Annotated in this window: 20 protein-coding genes; 13 read left to right on the top strand and 7 right to left on the bottom strand. The window is 58.4% G+C overall.

Annotation, left to right across the window (positions count from 1 at the left end; genetic code table 11):
• Positions 1–181: 181 nt before the first annotated feature.
• Positions 182–1,774 carry a hypothetical protein gene (locus J3U88_RS01435; protein ID WP_207856335.1) on the bottom strand — a complete coding sequence of 531 codons (1,593 nt, stop codon included), beginning with the start codon at positions 1,772–1,774 and terminating at the stop codon, positions 182–184.
• Positions 1,775–2,219: 445 nt separating this feature from the next.
• On the opposite strand from J3U88_RS01435, the gene J3U88_RS01430 reads away from it, so the two are divergent.
• The 7 genes from J3U88_RS01430 (at position 2,220) to J3U88_RS01400 (ending at position 7,582) form a co-directional block, all read left to right on the top strand.
• Entirely contained in the window at positions 2,220–3,350 is a 1,131-nt protein-coding gene (locus tag J3U88_RS01430; RefSeq protein ID WP_207856334.1) for a flagellar basal body P-ring protein FlgI, read from the top strand.
• A 60-nt stretch (positions 3,351–3,410) separates the two neighbouring features.
• Positions 3,411–3,845, top strand: coding sequence for a rod-binding protein (locus tag J3U88_RS01425; protein WP_207856333.1), 435 nt, complete (start codon positions 3,411–3,413; stop codon positions 3,843–3,845).
• Positions 3,846–3,929: 84 nt separating this feature from the next.
• Positions 3,930–4,217, top strand: coding sequence for a flagellar biosynthesis anti-sigma factor FlgM (gene flgM, locus J3U88_RS01420; protein WP_207856332.1), 288 nt, complete (start codon positions 3,930–3,932; stop codon positions 4,215–4,217).
• Between the two features lie 38 nt (positions 4,218–4,255).
• The gene (locus J3U88_RS01415) at positions 4,256–4,597 is read left to right on the top strand and encodes a hypothetical protein (protein WP_207856331.1); all 342 of its coding nucleotides are present in this window, start codon (positions 4,256–4,258) and stop codon (positions 4,595–4,597) included.
• 31 nt (positions 4,598–4,628) lie between these two features.
• A complete protein-coding gene (flgN, locus tag J3U88_RS01410; RefSeq protein WP_207856330.1) occupies positions 4,629–5,129 on the top strand; it encodes a flagellar export chaperone FlgN in 501 nt (166 codons plus the stop codon).
• A gap of 9 nt (positions 5,130–5,138) precedes the next feature.
• On the top strand, positions 5,139–6,644 hold the full coding sequence (gene flgK / locus J3U88_RS01405; protein WP_207856329.1) for a flagellar hook-associated protein FlgK: 1,506 nt from the start codon (positions 5,139–5,141) through the stop codon (positions 6,642–6,644).
• Positions 6,645–6,679: 35 nt separating this feature from the next.
• Positions 6,680–7,582 (top strand): flagellin N-terminal helical domain-containing protein, encoded by a 903-nt coding sequence (locus tag J3U88_RS01400; RefSeq protein ID WP_207856328.1) that lies wholly within the window; start codon positions 6,680–6,682, stop codon positions 7,580–7,582.
• Positions 7,583–8,526: 944 nt separating this feature from the next.
• Here J3U88_RS01400 and J3U88_RS01395 read toward each other — a convergent pair.
• The 6 genes from J3U88_RS01395 to J3U88_RS01360 form a co-directional block, all read right to left on the bottom strand.
• On the bottom strand, positions 8,527–9,519 hold the full coding sequence (locus J3U88_RS01395; protein WP_207856327.1) for a 3-oxoacyl-ACP synthase III family protein: 993 nt from the start codon (positions 9,517–9,519) through the stop codon (positions 8,527–8,529).
• Positions 9,516–10,445, bottom strand: coding sequence for an ankyrin repeat domain-containing protein (locus J3U88_RS01390; protein ID WP_207856326.1), 930 nt, complete (start codon positions 10,443–10,445; stop codon positions 9,516–9,518). Before J3U88_RS01390 ends, J3U88_RS01395 begins: the two co-directional genes overlap by 4 nt.
• Before the next feature lie 96 nt (positions 10,446–10,541).
• Entirely contained in the window at positions 10,542–12,287 is a 1,746-nt protein-coding gene (rpoD, locus tag J3U88_RS34905) for an RNA polymerase sigma factor RpoD (RefSeq protein WP_341535167.1), read from the bottom strand.
• A gap of 1,160 nt (positions 12,288–13,447) precedes the next feature.
• A complete protein-coding gene (locus J3U88_RS01370; RefSeq protein ID WP_207856325.1) occupies positions 13,448–14,044 on the bottom strand; it encodes a Maf family protein in 597 nt (198 codons plus the stop codon).
• A complete protein-coding gene (locus tag J3U88_RS01365; protein WP_207856324.1) occupies positions 14,041–14,445 on the bottom strand; it encodes a 6-carboxytetrahydropterin synthase in 405 nt (134 codons plus the stop codon). Before J3U88_RS01365 ends, J3U88_RS01370 begins: the two co-directional genes overlap by 4 nt.
• 23 nt (positions 14,446–14,468) lie before the next feature.
• Complete coding sequence (locus J3U88_RS01360) at positions 14,469–15,218, bottom strand: SDR family NAD(P)-dependent oxidoreductase (RefSeq protein WP_207856323.1); 750 nt, start codon at positions 15,216–15,218, stop codon at positions 14,469–14,471.
• A 144-nt stretch (positions 15,219–15,362) separates the two neighbouring features.
• Here J3U88_RS01360 and J3U88_RS01355 point away from each other — a divergent pair, with 144 nt between their 5' ends.
• The 6 genes from J3U88_RS01355 (at position 15,363) to J3U88_RS01330 (ending at position 24,517) form a co-directional block, all read left to right on the top strand.
• Positions 15,363–16,301 carry a nucleotidyltransferase domain-containing protein gene (locus tag J3U88_RS01355; protein WP_207856322.1) on the top strand — a complete coding sequence of 313 codons (939 nt, stop codon included), beginning with the start codon at positions 15,363–15,365 and terminating at the stop codon, positions 16,299–16,301.
• Between the two features lie 11 nt (positions 16,302–16,312).
• Positions 16,313–17,074 (top strand): nucleotidyltransferase domain-containing protein, encoded by a 762-nt coding sequence (locus J3U88_RS01350; protein WP_207856321.1) that lies wholly within the window; start codon positions 16,313–16,315, stop codon positions 17,072–17,074.
• Positions 17,075–17,333: 259 nt separating this feature from the next.
• The gene (locus tag J3U88_RS01345) at positions 17,334–17,906 is read left to right on the top strand and encodes an alpha-ketoglutarate-dependent dioxygenase AlkB (protein ID WP_207856320.1); all 573 of its coding nucleotides are present in this window, start codon (positions 17,334–17,336) and stop codon (positions 17,904–17,906) included.
• Between the two features lie 225 nt (positions 17,907–18,131).
• Complete coding sequence (locus J3U88_RS01340; protein WP_207856319.1) at positions 18,132–21,302, top strand: SUMF1/EgtB/PvdO family nonheme iron enzyme; 3,171 nt, start codon at positions 18,132–18,134, stop codon at positions 21,300–21,302.
• 607 nt (positions 21,303–21,909) lie between these two features.
• On the top strand, positions 21,910–22,476 hold the full coding sequence (locus J3U88_RS01335) for a hypothetical protein (protein ID WP_207856318.1): 567 nt from the start codon (positions 21,910–21,912) through the stop codon (positions 22,474–22,476).
• A gap of 790 nt (positions 22,477–23,266) precedes the next feature.
• The gene (locus J3U88_RS01330; protein ID WP_207856317.1) at positions 23,267–24,517 is read left to right on the top strand and encodes a KAP family P-loop NTPase fold protein; all 1,251 of its coding nucleotides are present in this window, start codon (positions 23,267–23,269) and stop codon (positions 24,515–24,517) included.
• Positions 24,518–24,527: the final 10 nt, after the last annotated feature.

Genomic DNA, 24,527 nt, shown 5'->3' with positions numbered 1-24,527 from the left:
TGAAAGCCTTGTGAGTACGAAGATTACGACCGAGAGACGGCATAGGGGGCCGACCTTTCGCGGGGCCGACCATTCGGCGTAACAGCTGAGGCGAAGGCGGCTCGACCGAGGAATGCGGAAGGCCGCCCCCTCGTAATCGCATGGGTTGCCCCGTAGCAGAATTCCTTGTGAGTAATGCGGGTTAGGTTTCCTCGCCGCAGGCGGCGATTTGGTTGCGTAACTGAACACCGTCGAGCACGCTTACGCGGCCGTCGTTGTTGAGGTCGGCAACGCCGGTCGTCGTCCAAGCCGCGCGGAACACACCGAAGTCACCCTCGTTCACCGCGCGGTCGTCGTTCAAATCACCCGCCAGGGAACAAACCGCGAACTCCATCGCGCCAAGATCGCCGGTGGAACCACGCAGATTGCCGAGCAAGTCGTCTTCCGGGCTGAGCGGGGCGCCGTTGATCGCGGGCGAACCGGCACCGACCCGGCCGTAGGCATCGGCCATGGCCACAAACACCTCGCGGATGGTGGCGTGACCACCCAGGAAGGACCCACCGCTGTAACGCGGCAGGGTAATGGTTTCAGGCGTCGCCAGCAGCGGATCTTCAAAGGTGCCGCTTGAATCACCCACCGGGTTCAGTAACTCTTCCTGGTCAAAAGGCATGGGATTCCCGCCGTTGTAGTACAGGTTGTTGGCCAAAATCACGAGGTCGTTGAACTGCGGCAGGCAATCGCAAAAATCGAGAATGCCCTCGTTGTTGCGCGCGCCCATGGTGCCGAACGGGTCGTTCCAAATGTTGTTGGTAATGGTAATTTCGTCGTTGAGAATGGTCGGTTGGCTGGAAATCATGTAGAAGGCAAAGGCCAGCGAGGGCAAGTCACCCGAGAAGGTGTTGTTGCGAATGGTGATGCTCCGCGCGTTTTGCAGGGTCAAGAAAGCGCGGCTGTCCAAGGGACCGTCACCCAGCATCAGGTTGTTCTCCACCGTCACATTTTCGGCGTCGTAATGGTCGGCGTTGCTCAGGCTTCCCAACTGGATCATGCTGATGTTGTCGAGACCCTGCCAGTGGAACATGATGTTGCGGCGAATCTGGATGTTGTCCACGCCGGCCACATCGGTGGGGTTGGTGATAAACACAAAGGCACCGGAGTTGTTGGTGTTGCCACGCCCACTGCCCTCGTAATCGTTAAAAAAGACGTTGTCGCTGATCAATACATTGCGACCACCTTCAACGCGAATATGGTTGCTCTCCGAGGCCAAACCCGCGTTGTAGAACATGTTGTTGGTCATCGTCAAATCAACGCCGCCGGGGCCGAAATAAAGCAAGCTGAGGCGGATTGCGTCGTGGAAGATGTTGTTGTCGAAGGTAATGCGCTGGGTATCGCCGGTCATCATCACCACATTGTCCTGGGGAAAAGGGGTCTCTTGCTGAAACACAAAACCCTGGAAACGCATGCCCTGGCAATCGGTGCCGACAATGGACGGCCCGGTAAAGACAAAACGCGCCTGGTAGTTGTTTTCGGAACGAATCACAATGCCGTTGGCGAACTGACGTTCCAGCAGGTTTTGACCGCGATACACGCCGTCGCGAACCACGATTTCGTCGCCGTCACTCACCTGGGAAACGGCCTGTTGCAAGGTCGCCCAGGGCGTGGTGGTGGAACCGGTACCGGTCGTGTCGTTGCCGTCGACGGCCACATAAAAGGTCGCGCCAAACAACGTGCCGGCGGCAAAAAAGCAGCTCAAGGCCGCAAAAGTCACAAGTCGAAGTACGTGAGACTGAAACATCTGATGCTCCCAGGTGATCGAATCGGGACCGGGTTCGGCGGGTGAACCCAGCGAAACCCATTGGTTAAGTCCCGTTATCACAAACATTTTCATGCTTTTTGGTAAGTCATCCGCCCCGATTGATCGCTTTCGGTGATGGTTTTAGAATACGAAAAGCAATCAGAGCGAGGGGCCGGATATATGATTAACTAGGCCGTTATTTTAACGGAAAGCCGCGGAAATACCCCGGAAGAATTTGCCTCCAAGACCTGGATTTCCACCAAGGTCAACAAGCGCAAGCCCATGAACGGAACCGCCAACCCGGCAAAAATCACCGGGTAGAAATCGCCCAGCGAGCGGGCGCGGCGACACCAAAAACATCATCTTTATTATTTTCAACAACTTAAACATAGATAGACTTTGGCACCCCCGTTGCTAGATTGATCGCCGCCACAGGAGGGCGATTATGGGGAACGCTGTCACATCAGGCGTCATCAGCCGCACCAAATGGATTGGGTGGGTTGTGATGCTGCTACTCACACCGCTTTCAGCGCAGGACGTACGCATTAAAGACATCGCCAATTTGGAAGGTGTCCGCGACAACATGTTAACCGGGTACGGGATCGTGGTCGGTTTGATGGGTACGGGTGACAAGGACCAAACCCGGTTCACCACCCAAACCCTGGCCAACGCGCTGTCCAAATCCGGGATCAAGCTGGACCCAACCAATATTAAGGTCGCCAACGTGGCCATGGTTTTGGTTCAAGCCGAGCTGCCCCCTTTCGCCCGCAACGGCCACCGTATCGACATTCAGGTTTCCAGCCTGGGTGACGCCGCCAGTTTGCAGGGCGGTACCTTGCTGGTCACCGAGCTGAAGGCGGTTGACGGCAAAACCTACGCACTCGCCCAAGGCCCGATTTCGGTGGGCGGTTTTAGCGCGGGTGGCGCCGGCTCCTCGGTCGTGCAGAACCACCCCACCGTGGGCACCATCCCCAACGGCGCCATCGTGGAACGCGAGGTCAACTTCGATTTTCTGACCTTGGACCGCCTCCACTACATTTTTTACCAAGAAGATTTCACCACCATGGACCGCGCCGTCGCCGCGGTAAACGAAATGTTCGGCAGCGAATTCGCACGCCCGCTGAACTCGCGCACCATGCAGATCCTGGTCCCCCCTGAATTCCGCGGCAACAACATGGTCGCGCTGGTGGCCCGCATTGAAAACCTCACCCTGCGACCGGATCAGGCCGCCAAGATTGTGATCAACGAACGCACCGGCACCATCATCATCGGTCAGAAGGTGGTGATTGAGGCGGTGGCGATTTCCCACGGCGACATCACCATTCAGGTTCAAGTTGAAAACACCGCCGTTCCAGGCGGCGGTCAGGTAAATGCACCGGGCACCGTAAACCAGCAGAACACCAACACCGAGGTCCGTGAGGAACCAGGGCGCGTTTTTGTCGCCGAACAGGCGGTCACGCTCGGGCAAATCGCGGAAACGCTCAACGCGCTAAAGGTCTCGCCGAGAGACGTTATTTCCATCCTGCAAGCCATGAAGGAAGCAGGCGCCATTCACGCGGAACTCAAACTGATCTAATCGCTTATCCCCATCGAAGCCGTTAACCGTTCACCATTCGCCGTACCGCAGGAGGTCATCATGGACGTGGACACCTTTGCCGCCATGGCGAACGCCGCCGCCAAACAAGCAACCCATCAAAGCGATGCAAGCACGGCTTGGCGACGCAGCATGCAACAACCCGCCGGGGCGGATGAAAATCCCTTCGCGGCGGTCCTCAACAACGCAATGAATCCAACGAACCCGAACTCGGGTCGTGAGCGCCTCAAACGGCACGCCGAAGACGCGCCGAGCATGGATGACGCCGCCAAAGAATTGGAAGTCCAACTGGTAACATTTATGTTAAAAACCATGGACGACAGCTCACCGGGTGGTGGCATGCTGGGCAAAGGCTCTCAGGGCATGGGTTATTTCCGCGACGAATTTTTTCGCCACACCGCGGAACAAATGGTTGAAAACCAGGGATTAGGATTCGCCCAATCCCTGAAGAACACATATGAAACCAAGGAGTTATAGCCCTGACATGCTTTCCGGTTAAGCTCATACCCTAGACAACCGATGAACTTGGTGGGTAGTCGGCAAAGAAAACCGGAGGGTTTCATGAAAGTAGAAAAAGGCTCGGTTTCCTCGAGCACCTATGCCTCGGCCTCCACGGCTTACGGCAAAAGTGCCCGCACAGGAAGCAGAAGTGCTGTAAGCGACAGTGTCGAGGTTTCGGCCTCCGCCACACTGTTTCAAACAGCGCAAAGTGCGATCCGCGGTGTACCCGACGTTCGATCCGCGGCAATTTCCGGCATTCAGCAGGAAATGGCCGAGGGCACGTACCATCGCGATGAGCGCGAGGTTGCTCAGAAAGTCATCGACGACGAACTAAGCACCGATCTTTAAACCGCTTTCTCCGTCCCCTCCCGATTTAAGGTTTACCCATGTCCGACCCTGTCTTTCTGAGAAACATGATCTCGAATACCGTTTACGCGGAGCAGATCAACTCAGCACAAATCCAAGGGCATCAAGCTGCCAAGGAACGAGCGGCCCGTGCGCTGCAAGAAGCCAATCGCGAACACGCGTTGAGCATCAAAGCCCTTCAGGATTCGGCAGAGATCGGCGTTCGTGAAGAACACCGACAAGGACGGCAAAACCCCGATCAATCTCTTGAGGAAGAGGACGAGGAAGCGCAAGACACCAGTTCTGCCTATACGTTATCTGGAGAAGAAGCGAACCAAGAAAAGCAGGTCAGCGGTTTTAATTCCATCGACGTCACGATCTAGTTAGATCGATTTCACCGTCGGAGGGGTTACCGTGAATGCCCTACTTGCCAAATTAGAAGCCCTGCTCGTCCATAAAATTCAGGTCCTTACTGAATTGGCCGAACGACAGAAGGCCCTGCGTGAATTTCTCATCAAGCCGGATTGGTACCGTTTCTTTGAAATGACCCAACCGCAAGAAGCCCTGCTGACCAACCTTCAGCAGATCATGGCCGCGCAGGACGCCCTCTTAACCGAAATCGCGAAACGGCGGGGATTGCAGCGTTTCAAATCACTGAAAGCGCTGCTCCCCTACGTCGACGCTCGTTCTCGCGACCGCATTAGCGATGCGATTGACCAAATTCGCCATATCACGCACGAATGCCGCAAGTACTCGCGCCAGAGCCAGATGTTGCAGCAAGCCCAGTGGAAGTTTCTCGAGCGCTGGGCCAATCAAGGTGTGCCCGGTGCCCTCCAGCAACCGAACGCGTACAACGCCCAGGGTTACGCCCACCAGGTGTTCAACACCCACAGTCGCATTCAGCAACAGGTTTAAGGACACGTCATGGTTACCCTCAACTCCAGTCTCTTCACCGGTTTATCCGGGGTCCGCACCGCCCAAGTCGGCCTCAACGTCAGCGGTAACAACATCGCCAACGTCAACACCAAGAACTACACCCGCCAGGTGGCCGATACGCGCATAAGTGGTTTGGGCAGCGGCGGACTGGGGTTGGTGGTGGGCGGCGGCAGCACCGTTGCCGGCATCAACGGCCTGCGCAGTTCGATTGCCGATCAGTTGTTGACCCGCGAGGAAGGGCGCCACGGCTTTCAAGACACCTTTGCCTCGGGCATGGCCGAGGTTGAGGGTTTGCTGGCGGAAACCGAGTTCTCGGGGATCCGCGCCTCGATGGGCCAGTTCTTCGACAGCCTGGAGGAAGCGACCTTGCGGCCGGCGGACAGCGGCGCCCGGCGCGAGGTCTTGGAGCTAGGGGATCGCTTGGCGACGGAGATTCGCCAACGTGACAACGATTTGTTTCAGTTTCAGAGCCGCACCAACCTCGAGGTCGAGGAAGTGGTCACGCGCATTAACCAGCTCACCGCGGAAATCGAATCGCTGGGCAACGGCATCTTCCGCAGCGGCAACCCGCCCCAGGACATCGTGGACGAGCGTTACCGCAAAATCAACGAACTCAGCACCTTGGTTGCCATCGACGTCTACGACATGGGCGACAGCCGCATTCAGGTCAACATCAAAGACAGCAACTTCGTGTTGGTCGGCGAGGATCAGTACGAACTTTCAATCGCGCTCAACGGCGCCAACAACAACTTTTACGATGTGCAGTTGGACAACGGCGGCGCCACCCCGGTGGACATTACCGCCGAGATCAACGGCGGCATGTTGGGCGCCAAGTTGGAACTGCGCGACACCGAGTTGGCGGGTTTACGCCGCCGTCTCGACAAGTTCGCCGCGGGTTTCATCAGCCAATTCAACGCGGTCCACACGGCCGGTTTCACCTTATCGGCCGCGCCGAACGATACCGGCCTGCAGTTCTTCGACCCGCTGGACCCAACGGCCGGTGGCGCGCCCGCCCCACCCGCGGTGGATCCCGACCGTTACGCGGGTGCGGCGAGTTCGATTGCGCTTTCGACCCAACTGCTGGTAGATCCGCTCGACCCCGATCAGGGATTCGACCCCAACAAATTGGCGCTAAGCGACACCGCCGGTGAGACGGGCAACAACGTGGTCGCGCTGCAAATGGCGGCCTTGCGCACCGCGGCGGTGGTGATTGACGATGTCGGTGACGGCACCGCCGATACCGGCACCTTCGAGCGCTATTACTCGGACACCATGTCGACATTCGGCCGTACCACGCGTAACGCGCAGGACAAGCTGGAGGGGCAACAGTTGTTGCTGGACCAGGCCCAGGCGCGCCGCGACGAAGTTTCGGCGGTCAACCTCGACGAGGAAGCCGTCCAGTTAACCCAATACCAGCGCGCCTTCCAGGCGTCGTCCCGATTCATCGGCGTGATCAACCAGCTCACGGCCGACATTATTAACCGGCTCGGCTAGACCGGGTCTTTGAACAATCGTTAAGGAGGTGAAACGTGGTTTATCGATTGGGCGAATTCAGCGCACAACGCCAATTCCTGCTTAACAACAAACGTTCCAATTTCGATCAGAGCGAAATCCTCGAGCACTTGGCCACCGGTAAAAAGGTGCTGCGCGGGTCGGACGACCCGGTCAATTACATGCGCATCGAGGAAACCAAAAACCAGCTTCGCCAAAACGCGGCCTTTGAGAAAAATGTCGAACAGATTTTGCAGCAGAACCAGGCGATTGAAACGGCGCTGGGCAGCATTCGCGATGCCTTTGATTCCGCGCGCGAGGTGGCGGTACAGGGTACGTCCCATCTTAACGACGATTTGGAACGAGAAACGGTCGCGGATGAAATCGCGGAATACCGCGAGCTGATCATCAACCGGCTCAACACGCGGCACGAGGGCGAATACCTGTTTTCGGGCAACCTGGTCACCACCCAACCCTTCGACGCAACCGGCACGGTTTATTCGGGTAACACCGTCATCACCAATGCCCGCATCAACGAAACGGACACCATCCCCACCAACTTCATTGGTTCAGAGATCGCCTATGGCCCGACGGGCCCGGGCGATCCCACCGACATGATCGAGATTCTGACCAACCTGGAAGCGGCCTACCGCAACAACGACGAGGTTGCGATTAACGCGGAACTGCCGCGGCTGCGGGCGACGAGTGAGCGGCTCAACGAAACCGTGGCCGAGGTGGGCACGCGCAACGTGCGTTTGATCTCGGAGCGGGACGAATACGGTCTGTTCGAGGAAAACCTCAAGTCGGTCCTCGCCGAGTTAGAAGACGCGGATCTGGCGGAAGAGATCGTTGGTTTGGAGCAGGTGCAAAATGAAATCCAAGCCCAACTCCGTTCACAGAGAACGCTAAACACCCAGAGTCTGTTGGACTTCCTGGGTTAGGAAAACCCGCGCCGGCGTGCTGATCCGGCCACCGCCATGCCCGCCTGGGTGCTGACCCGGCCACTGCCATGCCCGCCTGGGTGCTGACCCGGCCACTGCCATGCCCGCCTGGGTTCTGATCCGGCCACCTCCATGCTCACCTGGGTGCTGATCCGGCCACCGCCATGCCCGCCTGGGTGCTGATCCGGCCACCGCCATGCCCGCCTGGGTTCTGATCCGGCCACCTCCATGCTCACCTCGGTGCTGATCCGGCCACCGCCATGCCCGCCTGGGTGCTGATCCGGCCATCGCCATGCCCGCCTGGGTGCTGATCCGGCCACCGCCATGCCCGCCTGGGTGCTGATCCGGCGCGTGCTGAAAGTACGCGCACACCGCCAGGTGGGGACCACCTTTTATTTGAATGTTCGCCACGGGCGAACCACCTCCCGCTACCCTGAAAGGGTTATCTATGGCAGCCTGGGGTAAAGGCGCGCAGCGCCTGCCACCCTAGGACCCCCGGGATACGGTTCACCCAGTCCTGAAGGGACCGGCGTTGGAACCCTTTTCCCAAAAAACCAAGAACGAAGGGTTTGAGGAAAAGGAACGGGATTGTATGTCGTAAGCCCACGAATGCCGGCACCTTCAGCGCCTGCATGATGTGAACCCCAAGCACCCAGGGCGTTGCCCTGGGCTGCCATAGGTAACCCTTTCAGGGTAGCTGGAAGAGGTTCGCCGGTGGCGAACGTTCAAATAAAGCATGATCCACACATGGCGGTGTGCGCGTACCTTCAGCACGCGCCGGGTCAACACGCCACCCCACACATGGCGGTGTGCGCGTACCTTATATACGCGCCGGGTCAACACGCCACCCTACACCCGCCATCTTCCTTCAACACACCATGCCGCGACACCGTCCACCACCCGACACCTGTAGATGCAAAGATTCACACCCTACGCGGCCAACCTCAAAACGACCAAACCAAACCCATGCGCAACATGCCCGCGCCGACCGCGGTCAACAACAGGGTTTGCCCGCGCTGGATCTCGCCCTCAGCCACCGCGACCGACAACACCAACGGGATGGTCGCCGCCGAACTGTTGCCGAAGCGCGCCACCCGGTTCTGGGTTTTCTCAACCGGCACATCCAAGGCTTTGCGGGCTTCCTCAATCAAGCGGCCGTTGGCCTGATGGGGAATCCACCAATCAATCGCGTCCATCTGCAAAGCCGCGTCAGCCATCGCCTGGCGGCCCACGGTCGCCATGTCGTGGACGGCCTCGCGAAACAAGGAACCGCCGTTTTTCATCGTCATCAAATGGCCGCGCCGTTTCCAGGTACCCGCGCCGAAATTAGCGCGCGAGCCACCTTCCGCGATCATGATCGTGTCCCACTGGGCCCCGTTCGCCCCTTGCGCCACCCCCAACAAACCAGTGGGCGTCTCACTCGGCTGCAGCACCACCGCGCCCGCGGCATCGGCAAACAGGCAGGCCGTCGCGGGATCGTCGGGCTTCAAACGTCGCGACAACAAATTCGCGCCGATCACCAACACGACTTGGTGACGCAGGGCAACGTGGCTCTCGGCCATACTCAACCCGTAGAGGAAGCCGCAGCAGGCGCCGGCCAAATCAAAGGCGCCCGCGTTCGTGCACCCCATCTTGGCGGCGACAAAAGGCGCGGTCGGCGGCAACAGGTAATCCGGGGTACTGGTTGCGAGGATCACCAAATCCACGCGGCCAGGGTCCAAGTCCGCGTCGGTTAAGGCCCGTATCCCCGCGGCAATCGCCATGTCGGAGACCGCCTGGTCCGGTTTGGCCCAGGAACGCTGCTCAATACCGGTACGCCGCTTGATCCAGCCTTGCGGTAACGACCATCGTTCTTCCAACTGGTGGTTCGCCACCACCCGCTCGGGTGTGTCGTGCCCGCAACCCGTGATTTGTGCGTAACAGGGCGCTTTCCTCATCGCAACCAAACCACCTGACCGGAAACATCCGCCTCTAAATCAAAACGCTTGCGCTCCGCCAATTGGCGCAGGGTCATCCCGCGCCGATTGGGGCGATCCTGCTCAAAACCACACTGAATCAGGACCCGTGCCAAAGGTGTGTAACCATTGCGGAAGGCATAAAAAGCCACGCCTTCACCCGCGACATCGCGGGCATCCAAATCAGCCCCTTGCGCCAACAGCATTTGCACGATGTCCATGTGCCCGCCGCGCGCGGCCAGCATCAACGCGGTTTGACCCTTGTCGTTTTGCACACGAACATCGGCACCTTGATCCAGCAAAACTTCAACCGCACCGCGATTGCCCTTGGGCGCCAGCTTCAGCAAGGCAGTGTTCCCGGAAAAATCCACGCCATCCACGGGCACGCCCTGGCTTAATAAAAACGCGGTGACCTGGGCGTTGGCACGCTCGGCCGCAAACAGCAGGGCATTCTCGCCGGCGGCATTGCGCAGGTTCAACGAGGCACCCTGTTCCACCAACAAAGCCAGCATGGTCACATCCTCGCGGTAACCCGCCAACATGGCCGCGGTCACGCCGCGGTTGTCTTGGAAATCAGCCTCGGCCCCAAAATTAAGTAACAAACGCGCGGTCGATTCGTGACCGCGATAGGCCGCGTACATCAGCGGCGACCAGCCGCTTTTGCCAATGACCGCGTTCACATCGGCGCCTTGTTCAACCAGCGGGACGATCACCGCGTCACGGCCCGCGTCGGCGGCCAAACTCAGCGCGGTGCGTCCACGCTTGTTGCGCGCCGCGGCCCATTCGGGATGCGCCGCCAACTGTGCCTGTACGACCTCGGTATCACCTTGTTTGGCGGCTTGAAAAAAGGATTCCAGCTCGGGCGACGGCACACCCATCCATAACATAACCAAGAAGCATGCTGCCAATCTTGCACTCCCTTCACCTTGGCTCGCGCCACCCAAATAAGAAAAGCCCCCGGATGGGGGCTTCCTGGAGGGTGATTGTAACCGAAGATCGGTGTTTTAGCTAAAGCGACTGCCTTCCAAAAAGGCTTTCAGCTTGCGGCTACGCGACGGATGCCGCAACTTGCGCAAGGCCTTGGACTCGATTTGGCGAATCCGCTCGCGGGTCACGGCGAATTTCTGGCCAACCTCTTCCAAGGTGTGCTCGCTTTCCTCGCCGACACCGAAACGCAGGCGCAACACTTTTTCTTCACGCGCCGTCAAGGATTCCAACACATCGGTGGTTTGTTCCTTGAGGTTGTTGGAAATAACCGCTTCGACCGGCGAAACGACCTTGCTGTCTTCAATGAAATCGCCCAGGTGGGAATCCTCTTCCTCACCAATCGGCGTTTCCAGCGAGATCGGCTCTTGGGCGATCTTCATGATTTTGCGAACCTTAGACACCGGCATATCCATTTTCTCGGCAATTTCTTCCGGGGTCGGCTCGTGACCGATCTCTTGGACCAACGCCCGCGAGGTACGGATCAACTTGTTGATGGTTTCGATCATGTGAACCGGGATCCGAATGGTCCGGGCCTGGTCCGCAATCGCACGGGTGATCGCCTGACGAATCCACCATGTCGCGTAAGTCGAGAACTTGTAACCACGACGGTACTCGAACTTGTCGACGGCTTTCATCAAACCGATGTTGCCTTCCTGAATCAAATCCAGGAATTGCAAACCGCGGTTGGTGTATTTCTTGGCAATCGAAACAACCAAACGAAGGTTGGCTTCGATAAGCTGGCGTTTGGCCTCTTCCGTTTCGAACTCACCGCGACGCAGCTTGCTGTAGTTCAACTTGAAACGGTCGATGCTGGCACCCAACTCACCTTCGATTAGCGCCAAGGCCATCTGCGCATCCTGGCGTTCCTTCTCCAGTTCGCCCAACTGGCCCTGAAACGCGGGTTTGCCCATTTTGGTGGCGATGCGTTTGAGCTTGTGCTCGTACGTCATGATCGAGTTGTAGTAGCGGGCCGCCATTTCAATCAAATGGGCCACTTCTTTCTGACTAAAGGGGATGTCGCGGATGATGCGCGAGGTGTTGATGCGCAGGCGAACCACCACACTGGTCTGCTTGCGGAACTCGTCGGATTCGCGGTCTTTCATCCCATTGAGGCGGTTTTCTTCCGTCACAATCTGGGCTTCGCGTTCTTCCAACTCGTCCAAGCGCTGCAGCATTTGCTTGCGCGCCTTGCCGCTGTCTTCCTCGTCCCCTTCCTGATTGTCGGAAACGGTTTTTACTTCTTCCGGCGCATTGCGGATCTTGCGCGCCAACTCCATGATTTCGGGAACCAAAAAGCGGAAACGCGAAAGCGCCTTAAAGGTAATCTTCTTGCCGCGCTCAATCTTCTTCGACAGGAAAACCTCTTTTTCCCGGGTCAGCAGCGGCACATTGCCCATTTCTTTAAGGTACATGCGGACCGGGTCGTTGGTGCGTTCCAACGCACTCGGCGACAGGTCGATTTCAAAACCGCCCTCGTCGCGTTTGTTTTCCTGGTTGATATCGAACATGTCGTCGGAAGAAGTTAAACTTTGGGCGGCCGTCTTGCGCGCTTCACCGCCCTCTTCTTGGATGGGGATTTTGGTGCCGGAGTCGTCAATTAACTCGACCCCGAGGTTCGCCATCGCCTGAAACAGATCGTCTAGCTCTTCCGGTGTAGCCATATCGTCCGGCAGGGATTCGTTGATCTCATCATAAGTGAGATAACCCTTCTCTTTGCCGATATCGAGAAGGTCATTAAATTCTTTGGGCAAATCTTCTTTCAAACTGTTCACCTCGCCATTTTGCGCAATGCCACTTAAAGCCGGGCAGAGCGACAACTATTCCGAACCCTCTACAGACTCTTGTTCGGGGCGTCACCCCCGGCCTTCCTTGGTGAGGAATGGAAAACCAGGCTCATCTGGGAGCCCATTGGGATTGCTGGATGGGAATCGAGAAGGATCTGAGGAAATCAAACCAATTCGTGTTCGCTTGCTTGGATGAGGATCGTGGTTGCAAATGACGGTTTTTTGATAAAATCATTAGCTGTATAGCTCGCCTCTAAAACTTCAGTACCTCTATCGGTCGAACAGGAACGGAACTCAAATCTCGTCACGATTTTTTGTCGGGACTTTCACGCATTGAGAAAACGTAGGGTGCTTGCACTCAAGCCGGGGTATTGATTGGCGGCCGTCTCATCCCTTGATTCATCTAAAAGAGACAACCGGGCCCTAAACAAGTGACTCCCGCATCGTACCGTATCTTAATGTCGCGATGCCCGTTTGACAAGCGCCGGCGACCCTCTACTGCGATTTTTTTGCAATTTTTTACTTTTTCTCTGGACAAATCGCCGCCAACGCGTTCCAAGCCCCCCTAGCAACAGCGCCGTTTCCTCACCGCGGACGAAGGTTCCGACTCGATTTAGCCAAACCGCGTTCACGCCGCCTTGTGTTTTGTACAGAGTTTTGGGCACGCCAATCCTTTCATTCGTCGCCGACCGGTTCGCCGACCGGCCGCCGAACGTGTCTTCACCCTCTTAACCCGCAATTCTCACAAGAAGTTCTGCTACGAAGCCGAAACCCATGCGATTACGAGGGGGCGGCCTTCCGCGTTACTCGGTCGCGTCGCCTTCGCCGTAGCGCTGCTACGCCTATGCCGTCTCTCGGTCGTAATCTTCGTACTCACAAGGCTTTCTGCTTCTCGCGACGAATTCTTGTGAGAATTGCGGGTTCGAAACGAAAAACCATGGCAATTGATTCGGCTCGAATGCGAACTTTCATTAGGATTATCCGAAAAAACCAGCGAACAAGCAGGGAACCCCCGACACGACCTACCAGCAAACCAACAATTACCAGACCTTTACAGTGACGCAACGCACGTTTCATCACTTCACTGGGAATTCCAAAAACAAGGTTTGAATTTTTGACGTTTTCGCGACGATCCAATCTTACCCCGGGTAACCCCAGCCACGCAGTACCGCGTTGAGTTGCAAAAGCGGTAACCCGACGACCGCGCTGGGATCCACCGTTTCCACCGACTGCATCAGGGCGATCCCGCGACTTTCGTACTTGTAGCCGCCCACGCAGTCCCAGGTCTTGTCGGCCGTCACCATCGCGCGCAGCGTCGCCGCCGGAATATCCGGGTAAAGGTGGAGGTGGGTATCGACACAAAAGGATGCCGTCCATTTCCGTTCGCTACATATTAAATAAACCGCGGTGTGGAGGGTGTGGCGTTTGCCGAGCAGCCGTTGCAGCTGGGCAACCGCGTTTTCCACCGTGCCGGGTTTATGCAAGATGGTGTTTTCGAAGGCCAGCACTTGGTCGGCGCCGATGATCAACGACCCCGGCCGGCTTTCCACCAACACCCGCGCCTTGGCCTCGGCCAGACGTTCCGCGTTTTCGCGCGGCGATTGATGCGCATCGGGTGTTTCGTCGATATCCGCGGCTTGGATGGTGAACGGCATCATCAAACGCGCCAGCATCGCCTGCTTGTAGCGACTGCCCGAGGCGAGCACCATTGGGGGCAATCCCTTGGTCGGTTTCATCGCCACCACTCCGCGAATAAGTCGTCGGCCTCGGCCACGCGCAGTTTTTCCAGCACCGCGGGCGCCAGCAAGGGCGCTAACCGTGCCGCAAAGTAGTCGGCCAAGGTTTCGGTGCTCGGTTGGCAACGGGCGAAAAAGGGATCCACCTCGTTGATGTGGCGACCGTCGAAACGGGCCACCACCTGTTCCTTCAGAACCGCATCGACCGCGGGCAGATCCACCACCATCCCGGTCTCGGGCGCGGGCGGGCCGCTCAGCCAAACCGTCACCGACCACAGGTGGCGATGGGGTTCGGCCGCGTCGCCGAAGTAGGCGCGGTTCTGGGCCGCGCTCAATTGCGGCAGGGCGTAATGGTGCAAGGCGTGAAAAGAGACCTTGCGGGCAAACACAATTTTGGGCACATGCCCCCCTCTCCGGCGATCGGTTAAACCAGACTGATGCCGCCGTCCACATTATATAAAGAACCCGTGGTCCAAGCGCTTTGATCCCCGAGCAGGAACATCACCAGCGCGGACACATCGCGCACGGAGCCGACACGGCCGAGCGGGTGCATCGGCCCCAGCGCGGCCATTTTCTCGGCACGGGGTGGGTCTTGATCCGTCCGCGGCTCGTGGATGTCGGTATCCACCACACCCGGCAACACCGCGTTAACGCGAATCTGATCGCCGGCGCACTCGAGCGCGTAGGTTTGTACCAGGCTGTTGAGCGCGGCTTTGGTGGCGGCGTAAGCGCCGGTCCCGGCAATCGGCCGCGTGGCCAGTGTCGAGGACACGCACACAATCGAACGGCCCTCGCCCTTGCGCAACAGGGGCAAGGTCAGGTTGATGAGCTGGATCGCGCTAATCGCGTTGACCTGAAAATAAGCCTGGAGTTCGGCGAGGGAACAGTCGCTCAAAGAACGAAACCCGTATTTTGCCGCGTTGATGACCAAACCGTCCAAGGCCGCGACCCCGACGGCCTCCAAATGGGCGCCGACCGCGGCCACCGCGTCGGTTTCGGCCAAATCGGCCGCCAAGGTGGTAACCTGCTCGCCAAATTGGTTTTGTAGCGCATCCAAACGCTCGCGATCCCGCGCCACAACGTGGACCCGCGCCCCGGCCTCGGTCAACATCCGCACACAATCTAAGCCAATCCCGGCACTTCCGCCGGTAATTAATACCTGCCGTCCCTGCATCCCAATCCCCCTTGATATGATTGCCGGGCCAGCATAACACAAGCGAAACTCTGTCGGTCGCCTCACCGGATTTCGGCCCGAATTGCGCTTAACCTAATACAGCGACGCAACGCCGCGCCGGCTCACCGCCGAGGAGAGGAAACCATGAGTCAAAAACAGCATTTCGGACAACTGCTGCCCGTGGGCACCAAGGTGGTGACCCGCGTCGACCTGGCGGCGACCAGCAGCCATCCGGCGATTCCCGCCGGGGCGGTGGGTTCCATCGTCGCCCAGCCCGTCGACGGCCACCACGGTTACCGGGTCCGCATGGTCGACGCCACCAAGGGCCTGTACCGCCGCGACCAGCTCACCACGCTTTCAGCCCACCAAGCGCGCGACGATTCCAGCTTGCGCCTGTTGGCCGATTACGACCTGCACCGCGGCGTGATCTACCGCTGCATCGTCGGTTCGCGCGCCTACGGGCTCAGCCACGCCGGCTCCGATACCGACCTGCGCGGCATTTACCTGCCCCCGGCCCGCCTGCACTGGTCGTTGTTCGGTGTGCCGGAACAGCTCGAGGACAAGGAACAGGACCACTGTTATTGGGAAATCCAGAAGTTCATTAATTTGGCACTCAAGGCCAATCCCAACATCCTGGAATGCCTGTACACGCCCCTGGTCGTGGAAGCCAACGCGGTGGCCGAACAACTGCTGGCGATCCGCGCCGCCTTCCTCTCCAAGCTGGCCTACCAAACCTACAACGGTTATGTCTTGTCCCAGTTCAAACGCATGGAGAAACGCCGCGAAAAAGATCCCAGCGACATCAACTGGAAACACGCGATGCACCTGATTCGCTTGCTCCTGTCCGGCATCGGCCTGTTGCAACGGGGCGAGGTGCCGGTGGCGGTCACGGACCATCGCGACGACCTGCTCGCCATCCGCGCGGGCACCTGGACGGTGGCGCAAATCGAGGCCTGGCGGCTCAAACTGCACGCCCAATTCGAGCAAGCCCTGCGCGACACCCGGCTCCCGGAACGGCCCGACTACGCAACCGTCAATCACTTTCTCATCGAAGCCCGAAGCTGGGCGACACGCTTAGATTAAAAGAGGAAACCATGGACGCCAGAGTGATCCAAGTCGTGAAAGACCATCCCCATCCCCTGCTTTTCGCCACCGTCAGCGGTGCGCATCTCTACGGGTTCGCCTCCGACGATTCCGACGTCGACATTCGCGGTGTCCATTTGCTGCCCTGCGAGGCCGTGCTCGGCCTGGACCAACCGGAGGAAACCATCAGCCGCATTTGGGACCAGGACGGCCTGGAACTGGACCTGGTCACCCACGACGCGGCCAAGTTTTTCGGCATGATGCTCGGCCGCAACGGGTATGTGCTGGAGCAACTGTTCTCCCCGCTCGTGCTGCACGGCGGCCAGGTCCACGAGGAGCTCAAGACCCTGGGCCGGCGCTGCATCACCCGCCACCACGCGCGCCATTACCTGGGGTTCGCCGCCAACCAATGGAAGCTGTTCCTTAAGGAAAAGGAGCAACGCGCCAAACCCATTCTGTACGTGTTCCGCGTGTTGTTCACCGGCATCCACCTGATGCGTACGGGCGAGATGGAAATGAACCTGGCCACGCTCAACGGAGATTTTGGCGAACCACTGCTGGACGAACTGATCGCGATCAAACGCGGCGGCGCGGAAAAGGAAACCATCGACGCCGGTTTCCTGGAACGCCTGCAAACCCTAAAGGATCGCTACGAGGCGGAGCTGGAAAAGGCCTATGAGCAAAGCGCCTTGCCGGAAGCAAACACCTGTCGGCCCGACCTCAACAACCTGCTGCTGCGCCTACGCCGCAACCACTGGCGGGAGGAAGGCTAACCCGGAAAGATGATGGATATCCGGGTTCGGTGGGCCTGGCCCGGCGCGTGCTGAAGGTACGCGCCGGATCAATATCCAACCACACACCGTCACCCACCCAATCAACCCACCCAACCACACGCCACCACGCCGTCCAATCAGCACCCAACACAGGCCACACACGGCCGCCACGGACCCAAACGCCAATCCCAAAAAGCAGAAAATCATCCCCGTCGGCCCCCACGGTTTCCGTAGAATAGGCGGGCAAGCGAGGAAACCGATGCAAAACCACCAACTGGACGCCGGCCACCACATCCAAACAGGCACGCTGCCGGCGGAACTCATCCTCGACACGGCCGGCTTCGATTCGCTTTGGGCGAGCCGTCCCGCCGACTTCCACATCGTGCACATGCACGGCAAACCGGTGCCCACCCCCCGTTGGCAACAAGCCTACGGCAAGGACTACGTCTACTCCGGCAACATCAACCGCGCGTTGCCGACCACCGCCACCTTGGCGCCGTTCCTCGCCTGGGCACGGGAGCGCTTCCACGACGGCATCAACAGCCTGCTGCTCAACTGGTACGACGGCACCCAAGGCCACTACATCGGCCGCCACCGCGACGCCACCGCCCACATGGTGCCCGATTCACCGATCATCACCGTTTCCCTGGGCGAGGAACGCATCTTCCGACTGCGACCCTACGGCGGCAAAGGCTTCCACGATGTCACCCTGGGCCATGGCGCGGTGGTCCTCATCCCCTTCGCCACCAACCAACGCTGGACCCACGAGGTCCCCCACTTCAAACGCTTCACCGGCCGCCGTATCTCAATCACCCTGCGCGCCTTTATCTGACGACCGCCCGGAGCCTTCGAACTGCCCCGCCACGCGAGACGACGGCAAAACCACACGATTAAGGCAAAAATCCCGAAAACCACACAGCTTCCAAATCGAACAGGTTTCTTTTTCAACGCCTTTTTTATTAAAATCCTGGATGTTCACACCACCGCATCAGCGCCAAAAACTTCGCTTAGCCGGCGTCACCCCAAACGCCGACCATCTTCACCTTTGTGAGCCGCCATGGATTTTCTCAACATCGCCGTTTGGGCCACGCCCGCCTTCCCCGACAGCATCCGTCACAACCGCGACACCGCCATCACCCAATGGAACGCGGACCAGGCCGCCACCTGGGGTTTCGCCTTCCGCACCGTCCCCTACGATGTCGACCGGCTCGCCCAATACGATGCGCTCTTCCTCAACATCGCGCTCGCTCGCCAGAGCCACGATGACGCCACCATCCCCACCCTCGCCGAACTCAAAGCAAGCCGCGCCGAGAACCCCAACGGCCCACCCCTGTTTGTTTTCCTCCACCATGAACACCCCGACCCAACCCGCGACCTGGCCTACCACAGCACTTGGTACACCCAAGCCGCCGCCACCCTGCAACGCCTGCGCGATCTGGCCACCGGTCCCAGCGACGGTTTCACCACGGTCACCCATGACGCCTTCTCCTTCCAGCCCTGGCTGGAACGGGTCGCCAAAAGCAAAGGCGCTGAACCCCTGCCCGACCCGCTCCGCACCTATTTAACCGGATTACAACGGGACACCACCAAAATCGTGGTGCAGGGGTTCCGCGGCAAAGACGCGGATGCCGGCGCCATCCAACTCAGCGACGTTTTTGTGGATCTCAGCGCCCAACACCGCACGCCCGGTCGGGAAAAAGATCCCACCCCGGAACTTCTGGGCAACCTCAGCGAACGCAGGATCGCCGTTTCAGCCTTACCCAGCGAGGGCAAACACCTAGTCATCATTGGCGATCCCGGCTCCGGCAAAACGTCGCTCCTGCGCTACCTCGCCGGCCAAACCACCACCGGCCTGCTGTCCCACGCCCTGGCCGACACCGCCCGCCAACTCTGGTACCAGGACACCCAAGCAAAGGCCCCACTGCCGGTTCCTTTCTTCGTGGTCTGCCACGAATTCGGCACCTACCTGCAAACAAGCACCACCCCGACCCCATCGGCCTTGCGCGGCTATCTGGAACAGATCAGCAGGCTTGGCAGCCAGGTTGACGGTCTTTTTCAGGAAGGGCGCGCGGTGCTCCTGCTCGACGGGCTCGACGAACTGCCCACCGTCGCGCAGCGCAAAGCCGTGTTTAAAGCGCTGGACACCTTTCTTTCAGCCTACCCCGACGACCGCTTCTCGGTTTTGATCACCTGTCGCACCCGTGCCTTTGAACACAAACTCATCACCGCAAAACGCCGCTGCCAATTCAAAACCTACCATGTGAACCCCATGAACCGAACCCAACGGGAACAGTTCCTCCATAGCTGGTTCGCGGCCGTGGCCCGGCTGAACAGCCACTTTCCCAATGCACCCAACCCCGATTTCGCCAACCAGGTGATCCGTGAAATCGAAGAACACGACCATGTGCGTGAAATGGCGGTAAATCCCAACATCCTCACCTTGCTGGCCGTCATCCGACTGAACGACAAACCCATGCCCCACATGCGCGCCCAACTCTACCGCGATGTCTTCAACCTCTTCCTGCAAAATAAGGACGAGGACCGCGACACCCTGTTCCTAGAAGATTGGCAACAGACCGTCCTGCGCGACAGCGTGCGTGACCTCGCCGGCGAATGCCACACGCTGTCAAAAAAACAGGGCAACCCCTCCAGAAACCAAGGCTGTGTGTTGTTCACCGAAGCCACGGTGATCCAGATCTTGCGCACGCATTGGGAACAACACCGGCCACAAACGCCAAACCCCACGGCCACGGAAGACCAAGCGTTGAACCACCTGCTCCAATGCCTGGAACTGCGGGTCGGTATTTTGCTGCGCCGTGACGGCGACCACCCAAACGAGACCCTCCTGCGGTTCAGTCATCACGGGCACCAGGAATACCAGGCGGGTTTGTACCTGATCCACCTGATTCACCAGAAGGAGTTAGGAGAACACCCCAAGCAGAATCGACTCAACCGGTTCCTACGCGATTACACAACCCAAGACTGGTGGCACGAACCCCTGCTGCTCGCGCTCACGGAATTGGGCTGCACCAACCCCGGGCGGTTTAAGCTGTGGCTGGACGCCCTGTTACAGCACGTCGGAACAGACCAAGCAGCGTGGCGAAACTACGGCCATGGGGTGGCCCTGGCCACCGCGGCGGTCGCCGACCTCACCGGCGCCGGGGTCCCGCTCCCTCCCGAGGTCAGCGCGGCATCAAGCCGTGCCGCCAAGGCATTGTTGTACCAAACCAACGCCATCCCGGCCAAAGACCGCGCCGAGGCGGTTTCGGCGCTGGGCGCGGTCCACGACCCACGACTGGGTATGTTCCGTGCGGATCGCTGGGTGCGCATCGAACCCGGGGAATTCATCATGGGCGAAAAAGACGGGCAAGAAAATGAACAACCGCCGCTCCCTATCACCATCAAAAAACCCTATTGGATCGGCAAATACCCGCTGACCAACCAGGAGTTCGCGGCGTTCGTGGCGGACGGCGGTTATCAAAACCAACAATGGTGGCTGGCGGAACCCGAGGGCTGGGATTGGCTTCAATCCGTCGCGGAGGGTCGTTTCGACGCCTGGTTCGACGAACAGGTCCCGGCGGATTCATTCTATAAAGACCACAAAGAATGGTTGACGCCTGACACCAAACCGGCGTTTTGGGAAACAGCCAACCAGCCGCCCAACATGAAAAGGAACCACCCGGTCACGGGCATCTCCTTCTACGAGGCAACGGCTTATTGTCGCTGGCTCCAACACCAAATGCTAGAAGGCAGCCGCCCCCCCATTTTTCAGACGGACAAACTGGTCGTCCGGCTTCCAAGCGAAGCTCAATGGGAATTTGTGGCGCGCGGCTCGGAGGGGCGCCGTTTCCCCTGGGCAGCCAAGCAGAGCGACGAACCCTCACCGCAACACGCCAATTTCGAGGGTAACCACGGCGATACAACACCGGTGGGGTTGTTCCCACTTGGCAAAACACCCGCCGGTGTGTTTGACATGTCGGGTAACACATGGGAGTGGTGTGTCGACATCTATGACACTTTTGTCACACCGGGGCGTCGTGCAATCACCGATGAGACGGCTTATGGAAAGGCCGTAAAAGGGGCCCCGCGCGTGGTGCGCGGCGGCGGCTGGAGCTTCCCTTCCGCCGGGTTGCGGGCCGCCTGCCGCTTCAGCTACCATCCCGCCTTCCGCAGCAACTTCCTCGGGTTTCGTTGCGTGGTGTGGTGTGGTCCCGAGCACGATCCTTGATGCTTGATCCTTGGTGTTCGCCTCCCAGTTTTGTGTCAACACGGCTACCTTGGGCAGGCCCGCCCTGACAACCCGATGACAAACGGCGCACCGGTCCAAATGACAAAATTGGCCAACTTGGTTCCACCGAAGCCGGCGATTTGACAAAACAGGATTCAAACCCGTTCTAGGCACCGGCCGGGTCAAGGAAGCCCGGTGCTGGAACAAAGAAACCCCAAAACCAGAGGTCCTCATATCAATCTAAAAATGCCCCAGGGTTGCGTGGTTGACGCCAGGGCCCGTGTGTTTCCCATGGGGTGGTGGTGCTCCTACAGAGCACCCGGAATGGGGAATGACGCGAACCCATGGTTGGCTCGGGTGCGCTGCGCTTCCCGTGCCAACCATGGGCTGAAATCCGGCAAGGTTTCACCTTGCCAACGGTTTACAAGCTTGCGTACCAGTTGGACGCACCGTTATTTGGAGGGATGAGGCACCAGGCCAACGTTGGGTTTCACGTGAGCCCATCCTCCTAGCTGCCGTTCGGGGGAATAAGCCTCAGCTTCAACATAGGGTTCCTGCGATTCTTTCCTCAATGCTGCCCTTTCGGGTTGCTGATCCGGTCTGCAGGATGCGGACCTTTGCTGCAACGATTCTTTCCTCGATGCTGTCCTTTCGGGTTGCTGATCCGGTCTGCAGGATGCGGACCTTTGTTGCAACGATTCTTTCCTCAGTGCTGCCCTTTCGGGTTGCTGATCCGGTCTGCAGGATGCGGACTTTTGTTTCAACGATTCTTTCCTCAATTCTGTCCTTTCGGGTTGCTGATCCGGTCTGCAGGATGCGGACCTTTGCTGCAACGATTCTTTCCTCGATGCTGTCCTTTCGGGTTGCTGATCCGGTCTGCAGGATGCGGACCTTTGCTGCAACGATTCTTTCCTCGATGCTGCCCTCTCGGGTTGCTGATCCGGTCTACAGGATGCGGACCTTTGCTGCAACGATTTTTTCCTCGATGCTGCCCTTTCGGGTTGCTGATCCGGTCTGCAGGATGCGGACCTTTGCTGCAACGATTTTTTCCTCGATGCTGCCCTCTCGGGTTACTGATCCGGTCTGCAGGATGCGGACTTTTGTTTCAACGATTCTTTCCTCAATTCTGTCCTTTCGGGGGTGTGGCACCGGGTTACCGATAGCTTTCGCGTGATCCAGTCATCAAAGAACGATAGCGTGACACGTAAAGGCCGGCCTGTAGCGATCATGCGACACCGCTCCACCTAACCCGCATTGCTTACAAGGAATTCTGCTAAGAAGCCGAAAGCCATGCGAATACGAGGGGGCGCCTTCAGCATTACTCGGTCGAGCCGCCTTCGTCTCAGCTACTAGGCCGAAAGGTCGGCCCCGCGAAAGGTCCGCCCCGTGAAAGGTCCGCCTCGCGATTGGTCCGCCTCGCGATTGGTCCGCCCCGCGAATGGCCGGCCCCCTGGTCCGTGGCTTGGTCGAAATCTACGTACGCATAAGCGTTTTCAGCTTCTCGCGACAAATCCTTGAGAAAAATGCGGGCTAAACCTTAATGGATTCTATGGGACGCCGGCCTGCAAACCGGTGGCACGGCAACGCCGTGCGGGATTTCAGCCCATGGTTGGAACCCGGCGCGAAGCAGTCGGGTTCCAACCATGGGTTACCGACCCCCATTCCGGGTGCTCTAGAGGAGCACCACAGGACATCGCCAAAAGCCTTGGCTACACCTGGTCAAACCGCCCCAACCACACCTCAAACCGCCCCCACCAACCCAAACACCCCACCGAAAAAAAAACAAAAATCCATTCGCCATTACAGAAATACCGCGGAACAAACTAACCACAAAAAGAGAAAACACAGCGCGAGGGAAATTCAAAAAAATAACTTCACCCGGCGATCATGCCACCTAAAATAATCAAAGACTCTCGCTTTCACCTTACCCATTTCGCCGAAACACCACCACCCCGGAGGAACCCATGACCGCGTCCGAGTTGTTGCCCTTTCGTGCCTTGGATCCTTTGCTGGGCGAACCTCATGTTGCCTCGCTCAAAGGGAGCCACTTCCTCACCGAACTGGAAACCTTGATTCACACCAAGATCCAACCACCGTTTTGTTTGTCGCTCAACGGGACCTGGGGCAGCGGCAAAACCTCCCTGATGAAAGCACTCGAAATCAGCCTCGAAGAAAAAAACTACCCCACCCTTTGGTTTAACCCCTGGGAATACGAACGGGCGGATGATGTGGTCCAGTGTTTCCTCGCCAACCTGTGCCGGCGCGCGAAAAATAAATGGAAGGTCACCGCGGAAAAACTCGGTATCTTTTCCCTCGCGCTGTTTACAAGCACGGTCGACGCCGTCGCCCAAGTCGCCACCAACAAGGCGGTCAGTTTCAAAAACGTCAAAGACATCAGCGACACGGTCAAAAACTCATTGGATGAACGCGGCGCACGGTACGACGATCCCATTAAGATAGTGCGCGAGGACTTCGCCACGCTCACCGATGCCATCAGCCAAAACCACTGTTCCGGCGCCCACCCCCTGGTGGTCTTTCTCGACGACCTGGACCGATGCCTCCCCGACAAAGCCCTGGAAATGCTGGAAGCGCTCAAAAACCTCTTCGTCAGCGAAAAGGCGCGGGTGATTTTTATCGCCGGTATCGATACCGATGTGGCCAAACGCTTTATTCAAAAACGGTACGACGGTATGGAAAGCGGTTATGCCGCCAATTACTTCCGCAAAATCTTCCACGCCACCCTCAATCTGCCGATTCTCGGCGCGGAAGCCCAAGAAAAATTGATCACCGACCGCTTCGACCAATTATGGAAAGACGAGAAACCCCCGCTTCCCGGAAGAAACGAGGTCATCAAACACATCCAAACGGGCATGGAACGCTACCACGTGCGCAGCATCCGCCATTGCCACAATGTGCTTCAGAATTACTACCTTTGGTGTAAATTCCACGGGACCGACGCGGACGAATCGGAACACATGGTCGCCCTCGAATTTATCCTACTCCGGGAGAAAGAACCCGACCTCGTGCAACGCCTGAGCAACCTCATGCGCGCCCTAGCCCCCGCCACCACGCTTCTATCTTTTTTGGAAGGCCTGGGCAAAAAGGATCCCAAACCCGAGCTAAAACCGCTCAACGAATATGGCTGGATGAAATACGATCCCGACCTGGACAGCGCCAAACAAGCCGTCACCATCGACGCCTTACGCTGGTTGTAACAACTGAATC

It is taken from the genome of Acanthopleuribacter pedis, assembly GCF_017377855.1.
Lineage (GTDB): Bacteria > Acidobacteriota > Holophagae > Acanthopleuribacterales > Acanthopleuribacteraceae > Acanthopleuribacter > Acanthopleuribacter pedis.
The sequence above is the reverse complement of the archived record's forward strand: the minus strand, read 5'-3'. Positions and strand labels throughout refer to the sequence as shown.